The 16965-nt window shown below is 51.8% G+C and carries 14 protein-coding genes; 9 read left to right on the top strand and 5 right to left on the bottom strand.

Annotated features, from left to right (window positions below; all coding sequences use genetic code 11):
* Positions 1-51: 51 nt before the first annotated feature.
* From R6H26_RS16920 to R6H26_RS16905, 4 genes are all read right to left on the bottom strand, one after another.
* Positions 52-735 carry a response regulator gene (locus R6H26_RS16920; RefSeq protein WP_404783972.1) on the bottom strand — a complete coding sequence of 228 codons (684 nt, stop codon included), beginning with the start codon at positions 733-735 and terminating at the stop codon, positions 52-54.
* 49 nt (positions 736-784) lie between these two features.
* The gene (locus tag R6H26_RS16915) at positions 785-1228 is read right to left on the bottom strand and encodes a retroviral-like aspartic protease family protein (RefSeq protein ID WP_404783970.1); all 444 of its coding nucleotides are present in this window, start codon (positions 1226-1228) and stop codon (positions 785-787) included.
* Positions 1229-1298: 70 nt separating this feature from the next.
* Positions 1299-2372 carry a sensor histidine kinase gene (locus R6H26_RS16910; RefSeq protein ID WP_404783968.1) on the bottom strand — a complete coding sequence of 358 codons (1074 nt, stop codon included), beginning with the start codon at positions 2370-2372 and terminating at the stop codon, positions 1299-1301.
* Between the two features lie 147 nt (positions 2373-2519).
* Complete coding sequence (locus R6H26_RS16905) at positions 2520-3212, bottom strand: Uma2 family endonuclease (RefSeq protein WP_404783966.1); 693 nt, start codon at positions 3210-3212, stop codon at positions 2520-2522.
* 208 nt (positions 3213-3420) lie between these two features.
* On the opposite strand from R6H26_RS16905, the gene kdpA reads away from it, so the two are divergent.
* From kdpA to R6H26_RS16860, 9 genes are all read left to right on the top strand, one after another.
* The gene (kdpA, locus tag R6H26_RS16900) at positions 3421-5166 is read left to right on the top strand and encodes a potassium-transporting ATPase subunit KdpA (protein ID WP_404783964.1); all 1746 of its coding nucleotides are present in this window, start codon (positions 3421-3423) and stop codon (positions 5164-5166) included.
* A gap of 3 nt (positions 5167-5169) precedes the next feature.
* Positions 5170-7266 carry a potassium-transporting ATPase subunit KdpB gene (kdpB, locus tag R6H26_RS16895; protein WP_404783962.1) on the top strand — a complete coding sequence of 699 codons (2097 nt, stop codon included), beginning with the start codon at positions 5170-5172 and terminating at the stop codon, positions 7264-7266.
* Between the two features lie 25 nt (positions 7267-7291).
* Complete coding sequence (locus tag R6H26_RS16890; RefSeq protein WP_404783960.1) at positions 7292-7570, top strand: potassium-transporting ATPase subunit F; 279 nt, start codon at positions 7292-7294, stop codon at positions 7568-7570.
* The gene (kdpC, locus tag R6H26_RS16885) at positions 7570-8214 is read left to right on the top strand and encodes a K(+)-transporting ATPase subunit C (RefSeq protein WP_404783958.1); all 645 of its coding nucleotides are present in this window, start codon (positions 7570-7572) and stop codon (positions 8212-8214) included. Before R6H26_RS16890 ends, kdpC begins: the two co-directional genes overlap by 1 nt.
* A 318-nt stretch (positions 8215-8532) precedes the next feature.
* On the top strand, positions 8533-9759 hold the full coding sequence (locus tag R6H26_RS16880; protein ID WP_404783167.1) for an RNA-guided endonuclease InsQ/TnpB family protein: 1227 nt from the start codon (positions 8533-8535) through the stop codon (positions 9757-9759).
* A gap of 17 nt (positions 9760-9776) precedes the next feature.
* Complete coding sequence (locus tag R6H26_RS16875; protein ID WP_404783956.1) at positions 9777-10355, top strand: Uma2 family endonuclease; 579 nt, start codon at positions 9777-9779, stop codon at positions 10353-10355.
* A 74-nt stretch (positions 10356-10429) separates the two neighbouring features.
* Entirely contained in the window at positions 10430-11536 is a 1107-nt protein-coding gene (locus R6H26_RS16870; protein WP_404783955.1) for a universal stress protein, read from the top strand.
* Positions 11537-12002: 466 nt separating this feature from the next.
* Positions 12003-15245: a DEAD/DEAH box helicase gene (locus R6H26_RS16865; protein WP_404783953.1), complete on the top strand. Its 3243-nt coding sequence runs from the start codon at positions 12003-12005 to the stop codon at positions 15243-15245.
* 137 nt (positions 15246-15382) lie between these two features.
* Positions 15383-15547 carry a DUF2945 domain-containing protein gene (locus tag R6H26_RS16860; protein WP_404783951.1) on the top strand — a complete coding sequence of 55 codons (165 nt, stop codon included), beginning with the start codon at positions 15383-15385 and terminating at the stop codon, positions 15545-15547.
* 230 nt (positions 15548-15777) lie between these two features.
* On the opposite strand, the gene R6H26_RS16855 is transcribed toward R6H26_RS16860, so the two are convergent.
* Positions 15778-16593, bottom strand: a complete 816-nt coding sequence (locus R6H26_RS16855) for a hypothetical protein (protein WP_404783949.1) — start codon at positions 16591-16593, stop codon at positions 15778-15780.
* Between the last annotated feature and the right edge of the window lie 372 nt (positions 16594-16965).

Raw genomic sequence — 16965 nt, 5'->3', positions numbered from 1 at the left:
TTTTTCCTGTCGCGATCCTAACATTAGTTGATAGACCCGTGACAGCAAACCCTAGCGGGGAACGATCTGCCGCTGTATTGCAACCTGGATGGCTTGGATGCGATCGTGCGTTCCAAGCTTACGCAAAATGGCGTGGACGTGTACTCTCACGGTGCCTGGAGCGATGTACAGGTCTTCAGCGATATCCTGGTTGGTCTTTCCATCTGCCAGCAGCAGCAAAATTTCTTGTTCTCGCTGAGTCAGCGGACTGTTTGTTGGATGATGGGGATGCGTCGAGGCGGACTCTTGGTGCGCAGCTATCGCCTGGGTATCAAAGGCAGAATGAATTGCTTTGGTGGCGGCCCGATCCCACCAGGATGCGCCAGCAGCGACGGAACGGAGCGCTAAAACCAAAGTGTCCGCTGCAATTCCCTTGAGGCAGTAGCCTTGCGCTCCCGCTTCGATCAGACGGGCGATGAGGGACGATTCGGAGTGAGACGTGAGCGCTAACACGGGTAAATGAGGCTGCCTTTGCTTGATTTGACGACAGGCTTCAATGCCGCCAATGCCCGGTAGCCCCACATCCAGTAAAACGACGTCCAGTAATGTTTGGTTGACTGAGGCGATCGCGGTTTCGCCATCTTCAGCCTCTGCTGCAATTTCTAAATCTGGCTCTTGCTGGAGCCTGACGCATAGCCCTAGGCGAAAGAGTTCGTCGTCCTCAACCAGCAAAATCCGAAGGGGTTTAGGGGTCATTACGTTCTTTTGGCTGAATGTCTCCACTGAGCGCTCGTAATTCCTAAGCTTACAGAATGGTCAAATACGTTTGAGTGGGACTAATCGGTAGCACTTTGAGGGCTTGGTTTTGTAAATCTAGCTCAATTCCTAGCGCCTCCAGCGGAATCACGCCCAGTAATGGACTTTGACCGCCCGGTAACTCTAGACATTCGAACGTTCCTTCCCGACCCAAGAGCGAAATTTTGGCATCCTGAAAAATTCGAGCTTGGTTGATGCCCGTTGCTGTCTCTACTTCTACCGTTCTGAGTATTTCTAAGCCAAGTTGTTCGATAACGTCAGCGGGTAAACAAAGGGTCGTGGCTCCAGTATCGATTAAGACATTCTTCAGCGTGACGGAACGTACTTCTTCTTTTGGCACAAATCCCCGTTCGGATAGCCCTTCATCCACACGGTTGGTAATGACTAATGTTGTAATGATTCTTCCCATTGCTTCTTGTACGGTTTTTGGCATGGTCTGACCTCCGCCACTTTATCTTAGTATCGCTGATTCCTGAGGGCTAATCAGCCAGTAATTTCAAAGCTTAAACCAAGTAAACCGGGAGCCGAAACCCAAACATTGCGCCTTTGGTAACGCCCCCTGGATGGGACTGACGGTTTTCTGCCCAGATCGAACCGCCGTGAGCTTCAATGATTTGACGCGATAGGTATAGACCCAGCCCCGAACCTTTGGCGTGGCGATCGCCACGGCCCTGATAAAATCGCTCGAACAGGTGGGCGAACTCATCGGGTTGAATCCCCGCGCCCGTATCGAGGATTTTGACAACTTGGTGCGAGGGCTGAGATTCCAACACGACTTCAATGCGATCGCCGCGATGGGAATGGTTGATGGCGTTCACCAGCAGGTTGACAAACACCCGCTGAAGCTGAAGGGCATCGCCATTGACCCACAGCGATTGACGGAAATCCGACGCGCCGTAGCTGAAGCCAATATGGACGCGACGGGCAGCGGCTAAGTCTAGGAGCGTACTGGCGGATTCTTCAGCGAGGGGGATGAGATCGAGGGGCGCAAGCTGAAGCTTTAGTCCCTCGGCGTCGTTGCGGTAGACATCTAGGAGGGTTTCTAATAGTTGCAGGCTGGTTTGGTGGCTGCGGGTGAGGGTATCTAGTACTTTTTTCTGGGCGGGCTGTACTGCGCCAAACTGCTCTACTTGAAAGGCTTTGAGGGTTTCGATCGCGCCTAGAATAGGAGTTTTGAGGTCGTGGGTAAGGGTGGAGGCAAAGTCTTCGCGCAGTTGGGCTAATTGCGTTTGGGACTGGAGTTTGGACTGCTGCTGGGCGATCGCGCTTTCGTAATGGCGGTTGCGATCGCTCAAGAGGGCGGTGACGATGAGGGCAATGGCGGCGATGAAGCGGCTGGCGATCGTCGAGGGTTCCACGATCTCGTTGCCTGGTATGTAGAGGTTGAGCAGGGTGAGGACGACAGCGGTAATTGTCGCGATAATGGCGGCTTTGCGTCCGAGGCGGGAGTTGGCAAGTAGAATGGGGCCGATGTAGAAATAACCAAAAATATAATTGGGTGGGGTTAAAAATTCCAGGGTAAAGATGCCGACAAATAAGACGGTAATCAGCCAAGGGATGCCAGAGCGTAGGCTCAAAGTGGACGGAGTAAGTTTGAGTGCTGGCATTTAGGATGGTGCATTACTCGATTTACATGCGTCTGTACGCATAGTGCAGGCTGTACCTGAGGCTATGCTAGCGCGATTGCCCCTTCGAGTATCAATGGCATGGCGAGCAACTTTTGCCTAAGGCTTCGCTAACTTCTGCAAAAACATGGCGTGTTCTGGGCTAGCTAACCCTTCCTGCAATATCGCTAAAACGCGAGGTATATTCCCAGCCAATAGATCCTCAACTGCCAGCCATAAACCTGGAAATATCTGACTGCAAACTATTCCATCTGTATCGGTAGGCAAGGACAAATACTCGCCCTCTTGCAAGTAAAACCAGTCTAGCTTTTGGTCAAATACCTGCCAGACAATGTACTCCTTCACTCCATTACGGCAGTAGGCGCGCTTTTTATCTCCTAAGTCAATCGCCGCACTACTCGCTGCAATCTCTGCGACTAATTCCGGTGCTCCCTCTACATAATCATCCACACTGATTCGAGATTGTCCGCCTGCCCGTTCTTCAATAAGCAGCACTGCATCGGGTTGGGGTTCATTCTCAGAATCTAGCCTGACTGTGGGCGTATCGCCTAACGCAACCCCCGATGTTGCGACCTCATAAGTCCACAGCCAACCCATCAGATGAGCGTGGGGTTGACCGTGACTTTTGAAGCGCAGGGCTGCCGCTGCCATGTAAACGGCTCCTTCAATTAATTCTGCTTTTTTGAGGCTGGGCATGGCACTGTAGCGCCGCTCAAATTCGTAGCGATTCAGGCGATCGCCATTTTCAAGGGGCGGCAATAACAGTTTTGACTGCGGCGGAGTTTTGACCATTGTTCGTAAGGCTGGCGCTCAGATCTGCATACCTCAATCATAAAAGAACGGTACCGATAGCATTCAGCACTTTCCCAAACTTTCCTGAATACCGTTTAGAAATCTAAACGCGAATCTATATCGTTCTATACCTTCTCTTTGCTAGACGATCGCTGTTTGATAGAAAGTGAGATTAAACCATCAAAACCCTTCAGGCGGTTTTACATTCATGCTACAAGGCTGGTTTCAAATTGCCCTGACACTGCTGATTGTTGTGGCAGTCACCCCTCTCCTAGGCGGGTACATGGCCCGCGTATACCTGGGCGAACGGTCTTTTCTGGATCGGATGCTGAATCCGGTTGAGCGCGTTATTTATGGGCTGGTGGGTCTACAAGTGCAGGAAACTATGACGGGCTGGCAGTACGCACGGGCAATTCTGTACAGCAATCTTGTGATGGTTGCGCTGATTATTTTTATTATTGCCAATCAAGGTTGGCTGCCCTTCAACCCCACGGGTGTCGGTGCCCCAACCTGGGATACGATCCTGCACACCGCGATTTCTTTTATGACCAATACTAACCAGCAGCACTACTCTGGCGAAACCTACCTGAGCTATGGCAGCCAGATGTGGGCTTTGGGCTACCCCATGTTTACGTCGGCAGCGACCGGGTTGGCCGTAGGAATTGCGTTTATCCGAGGGCTGACGGGTCGGCCTTTGGGGAATTTTTATGTCGATTTAATTCGCTCGATTACTCGGGTTCTTCTGCCCATCAGCGTTGTGGGGGCCATTATCTTTATTGCAGCAGGCGTCCCGGAAACCTTCGCTGGGCCTGTGGTGCTTCCTACCCTTGAAGACCCAAGCGTGAGTCAGGCGATCGCCCGTGGCCCTGTCGCCCATTTTGAAATTATCAAGCAGATCGGCGAAAACGGCGGCGGATTTTTTGCGATCAACTCAGCCCATCCCTTCGAGAACCCCAGTCCGTTTACAAATCTGCTGCAAATTGTAGGGCTGATGGCAATTCCTACATCGCTGATTTATACCTATGGCGTGTTTGCTAACAACCGCAAACAGGCATGGCTAATCTATGTCATGGTCTTGGTTCTCTATATCGCGTTCGTTATTGTGACGGCGATTGGCGAGTATCAAGGCAACCCTGCGGTGAATGCGTTCCTGGGCAGTCAGGCACCCAACTTAGAAGGCAAAGAAGTCCGGTTTGGCTGGGCGCAGTCTGCCCTGTACGCCGCCTCGACGACGGGGACGATGACGGGCGCGGTCAACAGCCTGCACGATTCCTTTATGCCTAACGGGGGATTTGTGACCCTCTCTAATCTGTTCCTGCAGATCGTGTGGGGCGGACAGGGCACGGGGACGGCCTATCTCTTTGCCTATATGATTTTGGCGGTATTCGTGACGGGGCTGATGGTAGGTCGCACGCCGGAGTTCTTGGGTCGCAAGATTGAAAAGCGCGAAGTGGTCCTCGCCAGTTTTTTGCTGCTGCTGGTTCACCCGATTGCCATTTTGATTCCAGGGGCAATTACGCTGGCCTTTTCCGAGCAGTTGGGCGGTATCAGCAATCCTGGGTTTCACGGGCTGGCACAGGTGATTTACGAGTATGCTTCAGCCGCCGCCAACAACGGTTCTGGATTTGAAGGGCTAGGGGATTCCCAGCCATCGCCCTTTGCGATCGCTGCTGGTACAGCACCCACCGCGACAGCCCTCTGGTGGAACTTGAGCACCACCTTTAGCCTGCTGGCAGGTCGATATATCCCCATCACTGCGCTACTGCTCTTGGCAGATAGCATGTCTCGCAAGCAACCCGTTCCCATGACCGCAGGCACCCTTCGCACCGATACCGGACTCTTTATTGGCGTTACAGGAGGCGTCATTTTGATTCTAGGTGCCCTGACATTCTTCCCCATTCTGGCCCTTGGCCCCATTGCCGAAGCCTTTCAAGTTGCCAAAGGGATTGGATAAACCATGCAAGCTCCAAAAGATTCTACAGTTCGGCGTATGCCCAGCGGTAAGCGCGCCACTCGCAAACATACGCCCAAAGTCAACACGAGCGGACTTTACCCAAGAGCCGTCCGCGAAGCGTTTATTAAGCTCGACCTGCGCAATGCAGTCAAAAATCCAGTCATGTTTATTGTCTGGGTGGGTACTCTCGTCACTGCACTCGTTACCCTCGACCCAAACCTATTTGGGACTGTGTCCGCCGATGCAGGCTCTCAACGCATCCTCAACGGTCTGATTACGCTAATCCTCTTTTTCACGGTCGTATTTGCTAACTTTGCCGAAGCCGTTGCGGAAGGGCGCGGGAAAGCTCAGGCCGATTCTCTGCGGTCTACGCGCTCCGATACTATTGCCCGTAAACTGCTTCCCGATGGCACTATTCAGGAAATCAGCTCTACAGAACTGCGACGGGGCGATCGGGTCAAGGTAATTGCAGGCGATATGATTCCTGCTGATGGAGAGGTCATCAAGGGCGTCGCATCCGTGGATGAGTCGGCAATTACGGGAGAATCCGCTCCGGTGCTCAAGCAGCCAGGAACGGATATTTCCAGCTCGGTGACCGGAGGAACGCGCATCCTATCTGATGAGCTAATTCTCAATATTACTTCTGACCCAGGCCAAGGTTTTATTGACCGCATGATCGCCCTAGTGGAAGGAGCCGAGCGCAGTAAAACCCCGAATGAAATTGCGCTGACGGTATTGCTAACGGTACTGACGCAGGTGTTTCTGATTGTGGTCGCAACCGTATCGCCCCTCGCCAACTACGTGCAGGCACCTACCACGATCGCCATTCTGATCTCGCTGCTGGTGGCTCTAATTCCTACCACCATCGGCGGGCTGCTAAGCGCGATCGGCATTGCGGGGATGGATCGAGTGGCGCAGTTTAACGTGATTGCCACGTCAGGTCGGGCAGTGGAAGCCTGCGGCGATATCAATACCCTAGTGCTCGATAAGACGGGAACGATTACCCTGGGCAATCGGTTAGCAAATGAGTTTATTCCGGTGAACGGGCGCAGCGTTGAGGAAGTGGCACAAATTGCCCTAGCCGCCAGTGTCTTTGACGAAACCCCAGAGGGCAAGTCCATCGTGCAGCTTGCCGAACAACAGCATCAGGCCAAAACGACGTTTAATATAGCCCAAGCGGAAGGCGTAGAATTCTCAGCCCGAACCCGCATGAGCGGTACAAATCTTCCCGATGGGAAAGAGTCTCGCAAGGGTGCGGTGGAAGCAGTGAAGGGCTTTGTTCGGTCGCGGGGTGGCACCATCCCCGCCCAGTTAGACGAAGCCTACGAGAAAGTCTCGCGGTTGGGCGGCACTCCCTTAGCCGTCTGTCAGGATAGCGATATCTACGGGGTTATTTACCTCAAAGACATCGTAAAGCCAGGGCTGCGAGAACGCTTCGACCAGCTTCGCCGCATGGGGGTCAAAACGATCATGCTCACGGGCGATAATCGCATTACGGCCTCGGTGATTGCTCGAGAAGCAGGGGTCGATGATTTCATTGCGGAAGCCACGCCGGAAGACAAAATTGACGTCATCCGCCGAGAGCAAGCTGAAGGGAAACTGGTTGCTATGACGGGGGATGGCACCAATGATGCTCCTGCCCTAGCCCAGGCCAACGTGGGCGTAGCGATGAACTCCGGTACCCAAGCTGCCAAAGAAGCGGCCAACATGGTGGATTTAGATTCCGATCCGACGAAGCTGATCGACCTCGTTACTATCGGCAAGCAGCTTTTGATTACACGGGGAGCGCTGACCACCTTTTCGATCGCCAACGATATTGCCAAATACTTTGCCATCATTCCTACCATTTTCGCAGCGGCGGGGATCGGTTCGTTGAATATCATGGGACTAAAAAGTCCGCAATCTGCCATTATTTCGGCGCTGATCTATAACGCGCTGATTATTCCGGCCTTGATTCCCTTAGCACTCAAGGGGGTTCAGTTTCGACCGCTGACTGCCGATCGGCTCTTGCTCCGCAATATCTCGATCTACGGCGTAGGCGGCGTGATTGCACCATTTATTGCTATCAAAATCATCGACGTGCTGATTCCGCTTGCTTAACGTTGTTTGCTCCAACAGAACTGCTATGAAACGCAACGCTTTCCAACCGAACTTATTCCCACACGCCTTAACAACGGTTCTAGAAACCGCTACTGAGATTTGGGAACGCTGGCGACAGCAGAAATTCCCGCTGTACTTATTTCTAGGGCTGTGTTTCAACTTGGTGCTGGCTCCTGCCGTCTTTGCCGCAACGGGGGGCGAGTTGTCTAAGGTTCAAGCGTATTGGCTGGCTGGGTTAGGTCTAGTGACTGTCGCCCTCTCCATCTACCTATTCTTTGTGATGTTTGTACCGGAGAAATTCTGATGAGTTTTGCGCGTGAAGTCAGTCGAGCTATCCGAGCCACTTTAGTTTTGTGGGTGCTCACAGCCATCATCTATCCCTTTATGACGATCGCCTTCGGGCAAATTGTATTTCCCTTTCAAGCCAATGGCAGCCTACTGACCGATGCCCGAGGTCAAGTCGTGGGTTCGGCACTGATCGGTCAGCCATTTGCGAGCGATCGCTATTTCAACAGCCGCCCCAGCACCACCAACTACAGCACCGCCGACCCTAAAAAAGACGACGCTGGCGTGCTCAAAACGGGCGTATCGGGAGCAAGTAATCTGGCCCCCAGTAATCCTGCTTTGTTGGATCGGATTAGGGGGAAAGCAGATCCTGACCCGAACAAGGCGATCGCAGGCGACCTGCCCAGACTCAAAGACGCAGGGATTCAACCCACCGCCGATTTAGTCTATACCTCTGGATCGAGTTTGGATCCTCACATCACGCTAGAAGCAGCCAGAGCGCAAATCCAGCGGGTTGCCAAGGCGCGCGGACTAGCCACCAACCGCGTTGAAATTGCGATCGCCCAACATACGGATGGTCGATTTTTAGGCATCTTTGGCGAACCAGGGGTCAATGTTTTGAAGCTCAATCTCGCGCTTGATAGGATGCAAACTAAACCCTAAAGCCATATCATCCATCCGGGTAGAATTGGCGATCGCCCTCCGAATCGACGACCGCTTGTGCCTCGTGCGTGAAGACGAGCAGCAGCGAGAACCGCAAATGATTTGTTCGTTAGGATTGTTTTAGCTTGTAGGCGGGAAGCCCCGCGCTCTACCTGTATCCAGGCGAGCGACGGGATGAGAGACGCGTGAGTCGAGGTACGTTGCCTGAGCAATGCCGGAGGCGAGAGAAGGTAACAGTGCCGAGACGAACAAATAATGTCTCGCAAAATCACTTATTTTTATATTATCGCAATTTAATGAGTGTGATAATATGTGAATATGTTGAAAGCAGTGAAGATCAGGCTTTATCCCACAGATGCACAGCAAGCTCATTTGGCTCAAGCCTTTGGGTGTGTTCGTTGGGTCTGGAACCAGTCTCTTGCAGTCATATCCTTGACCTATAAAGAGACGGGGAAAGGGGTTTCTGCCTTTGACATGAAGAAACAAATTCCGTTGTGGAAGGCTGAGCATGATTGGTTGAAAACTTGTTATTCTCAATGTCTTCAGCAATCCGTTTTGAATTTGTCTCAGGCATTCATCAACTTCTTTGATGGTCGAGCCCAATACCCAACCTTCAAAAGTAAGTTTGATCGTCAATCCCTGCAATATCCCGCAAATGTCAAAGTGCTCAGCCAAACTGAAATTAAGTTTCCTGGAAATCTAGGGACTGTAAAGGCTAAGGTGCATCGCGATGTTTCCGGGAAGCTGAGAACGGTGACGATATCCAGAATGCCAGATGGTCGCTATTACGCTTCTCTATTGGTTGAGGATGGCATTGAAAAGCCAGAACCCAGTAGTGAAGGGAAGGCGATTGGGATTGATTTGGGGTTAATTGATTTTGCTGTCACATCAGACGGCTCAAAATATCAGAATCCCAGGCATCTGCAAAAACATGAGCGCAACTTAAAACGTAAACAGCGCAAACTATCCCGTAAAAAGGATAAAACCACGAACAAGCGGCGCAAAGCAAAACTTGCAGTGGCAAAAGTGCATTCTAAAATTGCGAGAGTGCGCGCTGATTTTCTACACAAGCTGTCCCGTAAGACAGTGAACGAGAACCAAGTTATTGTTGTAGAAAACCTGGCAGTCAAAAATATGGTCCAAAATCACAATCTTGCTAAAGCAATCAGCGATGCAGGTTGGGCGACATTTTGTACCATGCTCAAATACAAGGCTGAATTTGACGGAAAAATCTACCTAGAGATTGGGCGATTTTTCCCATCGTCACACTTGTGTCATTTGACGTTGCTGCCAGTTCCAAAGATGGATTTGTCTGTTCGGTCGTTTGAATGCCCTTATTGTCATGAGCGTCATGACCGAGATGTGAATGCAGCCATCAATATCAGAAATGAAGGCTTACGGATCTTGGCGTTGGGAATCAGCGCTACTGCCCAAGGACGCGATGTAAGACCAAAGCGGTATGGACGCAAATCCACTACTGTCGAGGCTGTTGCGGTTGAGCTGGGAAGCCCGCGTTCTACCTGTACTCAGGTGAACGTCGGGTAATTCACGAGGAACGTTGTATGACCATATCGCCCGTAGCACCGCCGACCATATCGTTAGAAGAGTTCCTGAAGTTACCGGAGACAAAACCTGCCAGCGAATTTATTGACGGTCGAATTTACCAAAAACCCATGCCTCAAGGAAAACATAGCTTACTTCAAACTCTCTTTGCTCCTGCGATTAACCAATTGGTCGTCCCGAAACGTATTACCCATGCTTTTACGGAATTACGCTGCACTTTTGGGGGACGCTCTATTGTTCCAGACATTACTGTTTTTGAGTGGAACAGGATTCCGACTAGTGCCGCAGGCGAAGTCGAGAATGTGTTTTCGCTTTATCCTGACTGGATAATTGAAATTTTGTCTCCAGACCAGCGTCCTACGAGAGTCATTAATAACATTTTGTTTTGTCTCAATCACGGGACAACACTAGGTTGGTTGATTGACCCTGAAGAAAAAACGGTGATTATATTCCAACCCAATCAGCAACCCATCGCGCTGGAAGAGGAATCTGATGTATTGCCAGTTTTGTCGCTGTTGGGCGATTGGCCGTTAACCCTAGGAGAGTTGTTTGGTTGGCTTAGCTTTGCTAAAAGCTAAACGTGAAAGAGGCGATCGCTTACGTCAAAACCTGCTGGAGCGATTAAAAGTCCAACCCCAACAGCCTATCAGCCATGCATCCTTCATCCCCCGACCCCTTCTATCTCCAAATAACCCGTCGTGGCAAGCACAAAATCTTCATCGGTATGGCTCCGGGTGTGGGTAAAACCTACAAAATGCTCGAAGAAGCCCATTTGCTCAAACAAGAAGGGATTGATGTCGTCATCGGCTTATTAGAAACCCACGGACGTAAAGAAACGGCTGATAAAGCAGTTGGATTAGAAACAATCCCCAGAATCGCCGTCGGAGAACTGAGACTGCTCGAAATGGATACTGAAGGCGTACTAGCGCGATCGCCCCAGCTCGTCCTCATTGACGAACTCGCCCATACCAACGTCCCCGGCTCCGCACGGGAAAAGCGCTACCAGGACGTTGAAATTATCCTCAATGCAGGCATTGACGTTTACTCTACGGTCAATATTCAGCATCTCGAAAGCTTGAACGATTTGGTTGCCCGCATCACAGGCATCATCGTGCGCGAACGCATCCCCGATCGCGTTTTAGAAGCCGCCGATCAGGTCGTAGTGGTAGACGTCACCCCAGAAACCCTAGAGCAGCGGTTGCTGGAGGGTAAAATCTACGCGCCCGAAAAAATTCAGCAGTCCCTGTCCAATTTCTTTCAGCGCCGTCATCTCATTGCGCTACGAGAATTGGCCCTGCGCGAAGTGGCAGATACCGTCGAATATGAAGCCAATGGGTTGCCCCTTGTCGGTCAGGTTTGCAATATCCACGAACGGGTATTGGTGTGTATTTCAATGTATCCCAACTCAGTTCAGCTCTTGCGGCGCGGCGCGCGGCTGTCGAACTATATGAATGCCCCCCTCTATGCCGTCTTTGTGGATTCCTCCGATCGCTTCCTGTCCAAATCCGAAAGCCTCCATATTGAAACCTGCGAAAAGCTATGCAAAGAATTTGGAGGCGAGTTTTTTCGGGTCAGAAATAGCGACGTGCCAGGGGCGATCGCCGAAGTAGCGGCTACGCACCATATCACGCAAATCATCATCGGCGAAAGCCAGCAGTCTCGCTGGAAACATCTCCTGAGAGGTTCCTTTACCCAAAGGCTGATGCGGCTGATTCACCAGCAGCATATTGACTTACACATTATTGCAACTGAGAAATAGACCCCTTACACGAATTGGGATTTGCGGCATAATGCATCGTCGAGTATCGAAAACCTGAGGCTGTGCGGGAGCCAGTAGCTCATCTCATACCTATGCGGCCATTACAGGAGGTTTTTGGGCCTGGAGATTGGCGCGACGTCGTTAGCGCGCGACTTAGACTCTGGGAGCGCGCGTTTAGGTTCTCAGCATCTATAACCGTTGAGATTTTCTGAATGAGTCGTTCAAACTCGCGCGGATGTTTTCGCGATCGCGCTTCCTAATATTTTTGCAATAGCGTTTGGCAAAACAGCCGCCCATCAATCGCAACGGTAAAAATTGCAATAGCATAGAAAACAGCATCCAATCGGCTGTGTCGGCAAAACTCGCTGGCGCGGTGGCTTGTTAGTTTATTGGTAATAGATCGATAGACTGCTGGCCGAGTCATGTTCCCCAAACGCTGCATTGCGTCAGCTTGAGTAAAACGCCTATGGCTTTACTGCACGGTAGCTGGATTCATCCTTCTTTTGGGCTTTGCGAGTCCCAGGCAATGCCTGCCGTTCCAGAACCCGATTCCCAAAGTTTTTTCTTTCTGTGGGGAGAAACCTGGCGCAGTTCGACGACCGCCGTTGACCCCTTTAGCCCCGCATCTCTGCATCCCTTTAGTTTGTCGGCCGACGAACTTTCCAGCTATCTCCTGACCCTACATCGGTCGAAGATCTTGGTTTTACCTCCAGCTCTGGAGACCCTGCTCCAGGAGAAAGGGCAAAAACAACCTGCGTCTGTTGCGACGGAGCGATGGCAGGACTGCGCTTTAGGTCTCTTGTGCCGCCGGACGGATGCGGGATGGTTGCCGCTACACTCCGCCGCTGCGATCGAGCCGACTGAGGAGGTCTGTCTGTATCCGTTCCGGGTGGGCGGGCTGTGCTTGAGCGCGGCGATCGCCACCGAGTTCCTTCTCGCCATTCCCCTGGGTTCCGACCTCCAAGTCGAAGATCCCCTCGGCCCGGATCTGCGCTACTGGAGCCACGTTTCTCGCTGGAGTTTGGATTTGCTGGTCCGTTCCAAGGTGCTCCCAGCCGTTCGGCAAGCCTCGGACCGTTCGATGGCCGCTTACTGGGAACCGCTCCTGGACAGCGCTTTAGATCGGACGCGCTTGCGCCAGATGAAAACCCAAATGCCATTAGTCTGTCAGTGCTACACGGCATCTGCCGCCGCAGATCGACCGCCAGCTTTAGACTTGCCGCCCTCTGCCGAAGCAATTCTGCTGGCATCGCTCCAGCAGATGGTCGATCGGCAGGTGCGTCGGATTCTCAGCAGTGAAGGAAGTGCCGCCACCCTCGCGAAGCTTCAGGATAAAAGCCTGTCTGGATGGCTATCTGCCCTAGAACGCCCGACGGGTCAATTGAACCTGTCTGAGGAAAACGGCAATCGCCTCCTCGCGGCCTTCGCGGCATGGATCCAACCCCTTCAACTGGCCCGCACCCAACAGCAATTCCGCGCTGCCTTCGCTCTAGCGCCGCCCCTCCCCTCCTCTCAAAACTGGTCGGTCAGCTATGGCTTGCAGGCTGCGGACGATCCGAACTGCTGGGTAAGTGCAGAACAGATTTGGGCTACGACGGCCTCGTCCCTTTCCATTCAAGGACGCACCTTAGAGCACCCCCAAGAGACGCTGCTGGCGGGCTTGGGTTTGGCCTCGCGGGTGTATCCGGCGATCGAAGACAGCCTTCAGACCGCGCGTCCCACCCAGCACGCCCTTACCCCGCTTCAGGCTTACGACTTTCTCAAGTCCGCGACGTGGCGCTTGGAGGATAGCGGTTTCGGCGTAGTCGTACCGCCTAAGCTGGCCAATCGAGAAGGATGGGCCAATCGGTTGGGTCTGCAAGTCCGCGCAGCGGCACCTGCGGCAGGGAAAGCCGCTGCCATTAGCCTCACCAGCTTGCTGAACTTTAAATGGGAACTCACGATTGGCGGGCAGCGCTTATCTAAGAGCGAGTTCGACCATCTCGTCTCCCTCAATTCTCCCCTGGTTGAGGTGAATGGCGAGTGGGTGGAGCTGAGACCTCAGGATATCCGGTCTGCTGAAGCGTTTTTTGCCAGCCGTCAGGGACAAGCAGGACTCACCTTAGAAGATGCTCTCAAGCTCAATACGGGCGACGTGCTGACGTTAGATAAGCTTCCGGTGGTAAAATTTGAGGCCACAGGCGCGTTGGAGCAGTTGCTGAATACGCTCAGCGGCAACCAAACCGTACAGCCCATCGAACAACCTCAGCGTTTTGAAGGAACGCTTCGTCCCTATCAGGCCCTCGGCGCTGGCTGGCTCTCTTTCCTAGAACAGTGGAATTTGGGCGCCTGTCTTGCGGACGATATGGGGTTGGGCAAGACGGTTCAGCTCATCGCATTTTTGCTCCACCTAAAAGCGGAAAAGCGGTGGAGCGGACCGATGCTACTGATCTGTCCCACCTCGGTTTTGGGAAACTGGGAGCGGGAAATCAAGCGCTTCGCCCCCACGCTCAAAACCTTGATGCATCACGGGACGGGACGGCTGCAAGGAAAATCGTTCGCTCAGTCTGCCGCCCGACACGATGTCGTACTCACCAGCTATGCCCTCATTCCTCGAGATGAAAAGGCGCTGGTGGCGATCGATTGGCAGGGCATTATTCTAGACGAAGCCCAAAATATTAAAAACCCTGAGGCGCGGCAGTCCCAATCGGTCCGCAAGCTTCAGGCTAAAAACCGCATTGCTTTGACCGGAACGCCCCTCGAAAATCGACTGACGGAACTCTGGTCGATTTTGGATTTTCTGAATCCGGGCTACCTCGGCTCCAAGGCGTTTTTTCAGAAGCGGTTTGCGGTGCCGATCGAAAAGTATGGCGATACGGCTTCTTTGCAGACGCTGAGATCGCTGGCTCAACCGTTCATCTTGCGGCGCACCAAAACCGATCGCACTATCATTCAGGATCTCCCGGAGAAACAGGAGATGACGGTCTTCTGTCCCCTCACACCAGAACAGGCTGCGCTCTACGAAAAAACCGTTCAGGAATCCTTAGAGGCCGTAGAATCAGCCGAGGGCATTCAGCGCCACGGGGTAATTTTAGCGACCCTCACAAAACTCAAGCAAATCTGCAACCATCCCGCTCAGTACCTCAAAGAGGCAGCTTTAAAGCAAATCCCCCAGCGCTCTGGCAAGCTGAAGCGGTTGGAGGAGATGTTGGAGGAGGCGTTGGCGGAGGGCGATCGCGCGCTCATCTTCACGCAGTTTGCCGAGATGGGGAAATTGCTCCAAGCGTATTTGCAGCAAGTCCTCAACCGCGAGACGCTATTGCTCTACGGCGGCGTAACAAAACCTAAGCGGGAAGCCATGATCGATCGATTCCAGAACGATCCGCAAGGGCCGCGATTGTTTATTTTGTCGCTTAAAGCGGGGGGCGTGGGTCTGAATTTGACCCGTGCGAATCATGTATTCCACTTCGATCGGTGGTGGAACCCGGCGGTGGAAAATCAGGCGACGGATCGGGTATTTCGGATCGGGCAAACGCGCAACGTGCAGGTACACAAGTTTGTCTGCAGCGGCACTTTAGAAGAACGCATCCACGACACGATCGAGAGCAAGAAGGCGCTGGCAGATCAGGTGGTAGGTGCAGGGGAGAACTGGCTTTCAGAGTTGGGAACCGACCAGCTTCGGCAGTTGCTACTGCTCGATCGCAACACCGTGATCGAAGAAGAAGTCTAGATCGGGACACCACGAGCAAAAGCGAGATTTAAAGCAAATAAACCTACGATCATCAATCTATAAATGGATTGATGGTTGTTCGCTTGAGTAGAAAGACATTGGCAAACCAATTAATGTAAAAAAATGGAGCATTTCTTATGACTGATGAATACAAAAAGGGCGATAAAGTCGAGTGGAAATCTTCTCAAGGTCAAATCTCTGGAGAAGTAATTAAAAAACTGACTTCTCCTATGGAGACTGAAGGACATCACGTCGCAGCATCTCAGGATAATCCCGGACACGATCCAATTAAGGCCAATTAAGACTTGGTGTCTGGACGGAGTACGCGATCGAGGCACTCAGGTTTTATTGTCGTTCGATCCACCCAAACGCAATCGCCGACTCAAACCCTACAGGGTAAATGAATCGGCGATTACGCTAAGCGATCTTTTATTCTAGGCTCGACTGCTTACGGGCAAAATGAGCAGATCGCGTAGCTCTACATCGTGGGTAAAAACTAGGAGTATAGCTACCACAGCTATATTCTTTGTCCCTAACGGCGGAATCGTTGAACCTGAGCGATACCGTAGGGAATCTCTTGAGAATAGTCCGCAAAGCCTCCAGCGAGAGAATATTGCACTGTAGTGGGATTTAAAGACGAATAGTACTCTACGCCTTGCAGCGCGAGAGTTAGCGTCGAACCAGCAGCGAGGGGCTGTTCGAAAGAAATTTTTGCACTGCCGTCATCCTGCTTCGTAACATTCGCATTGATAATATTGCCAGAGCCGTCTAAAACTTTAATACTATCTGTAGCTTCGACATCTTGCAGTGGCGAAACACTTACGTAGCAGAGCGGGCTGTTACCAACCGCAAGTTTGATGTAGTGAGATGGACCAACCAGATTGTTGTATTCAACTTGGTCGCTGCTTGCATTTAATATACGAGAGGCGATCGGTTCACTAGGAGCAGCAGACGAAGGCGTCGTACTGGTAGAAGCTATTCTAGTTTCGGTCGTCGAAGTACTGGAGTTCGTCGTGCCAGTTGTGGTTGTAGTAGACGATGTGGAACTCGTGGTAGACGATGCCGTACCCGTACCTGAGGTTCCAGTACTGGATATCGGTGCCGCACACAACCCTTTAGCACCCGCTGCAGGCGCGGTGGTTGTCGAAGGCGAGCTTTCGCTTGGAGCTACAGGTGCAGTGCTAGGAGCAGTCGTTCCATCGGGCGTCGCGCCCGGAGCAGTTGGACTAGTGGGGCTAGTTGGACTAGCTGGACTGGTTGTAGGCTCAGACATTTGAGCGCGGGCGGCACTAGGCAACAACGCAGCTACCACTAAAGAGGCAAGGGTTAAAGAAACAATCTTTTTCATGGGTTAAATCCTCAAATTGCAATCTGGTTGCAGCTTATTAATTTTGATTTTTAGGCTTTGTTAATGCTTTACCTAAAGTTACGGTTGTATCCAAAGTGCAAGACATTTTCAGGCTATACCAGTAATCTAATGTCTTTAATTCGCAATTACCTCACGCTAAAGAAGGAGTCAACAAACTACTGGATTGAATAGTTAAAAACCCGATCTGCTTTGACGGCTCCATCTAAAGATAGAAACAAGCAAAAAAATGGTTTTGCAATGCACTGCAAGCCAACTACCTCTTTTCTAGAAGAAATTATGGCCTTGGCTGAATTAGCAATCTAAATATTTTTTCTAAACAACATCGTATTTTTGTTGTTTGAGCGATGCTTT

It is taken from the genome of Altericista sp. CCNU0014 (assembly GCF_044923475.1).
Taxonomy (GTDB): Bacteria; Cyanobacteriota; Cyanobacteriia; order Thermosynechococcales; family Thermosynechococcaceae; genus JAAURS01.
This window is presented reverse-complemented; position numbering and strand designations above follow the sequence as displayed.

Excerpts from the sequence above, each read along its gene's own strand:
- R6H26_RS16855 (WP_404783949.1), bottom strand. The coding sequence starts at position 16,593 with ATGAAAAAGATTGTTTCTTTAACCCTTGCCTCTTTAGTGGTAGCTGCG.
- R6H26_RS16875 (WP_404783956.1), top strand. The coding sequence starts at position 9,777 with ATGACCATATCGCCCGTAGCACCGCCGACCATATCGTTAGAAGAGTTC.
- R6H26_RS16915 (WP_404783970.1), bottom strand. The coding sequence starts at position 1,228 with ATGCCAAAAACCGTACAAGAAGCAATGGGAAGAATCATTACAACATTA.
- R6H26_RS16870 (WP_404783955.1), top strand. The coding sequence starts at position 10,430 with ATGCATCCTTCATCCCCCGACCCCTTCTATCTCCAAATAACCCGTCGT.
- kdpC (WP_404783958.1), top strand. The coding sequence starts at position 7,570 with ATGAGTTTTGCGCGTGAAGTCAGTCGAGCTATCCGAGCCACTTTAGTT.
- R6H26_RS16865 (WP_404783953.1), top strand. The coding sequence starts at position 12,003 with ATGGCTTTACTGCACGGTAGCTGGATTCATCCTTCTTTTGGGCTTTGC.
- R6H26_RS16890 (WP_404783960.1), top strand. The coding sequence starts at position 7,292 with ATGAAACGCAACGCTTTCCAACCGAACTTATTCCCACACGCCTTAACA.
- kdpB (WP_404783962.1), top strand. The coding sequence starts at position 5,170 with ATGCAAGCTCCAAAAGATTCTACAGTTCGGCGTATGCCCAGCGGTAAG.
- kdpA (WP_404783964.1), top strand. The coding sequence starts at position 3,421 with ATGCTACAAGGCTGGTTTCAAATTGCCCTGACACTGCTGATTGTTGTG.
- R6H26_RS16920 (WP_404783972.1), bottom strand. The coding sequence starts at position 735 with ATGACCCCTAAACCCCTTCGGATTTTGCTGGTTGAGGACGACGAACTC.
- R6H26_RS16880 (WP_404783167.1), top strand. The coding sequence starts at position 8,533 with ATGTTGAAAGCAGTGAAGATCAGGCTTTATCCCACAGATGCACAGCAA.
- R6H26_RS16860 (WP_404783951.1), top strand. The coding sequence starts at position 15,383 with ATGACTGATGAATACAAAAAGGGCGATAAAGTCGAGTGGAAATCTTCT.
- R6H26_RS16905 (WP_404783966.1), bottom strand. The coding sequence starts at position 3,212 with ATGGTCAAAACTCCGCCGCAGTCAAAACTGTTATTGCCGCCCCTTGAA.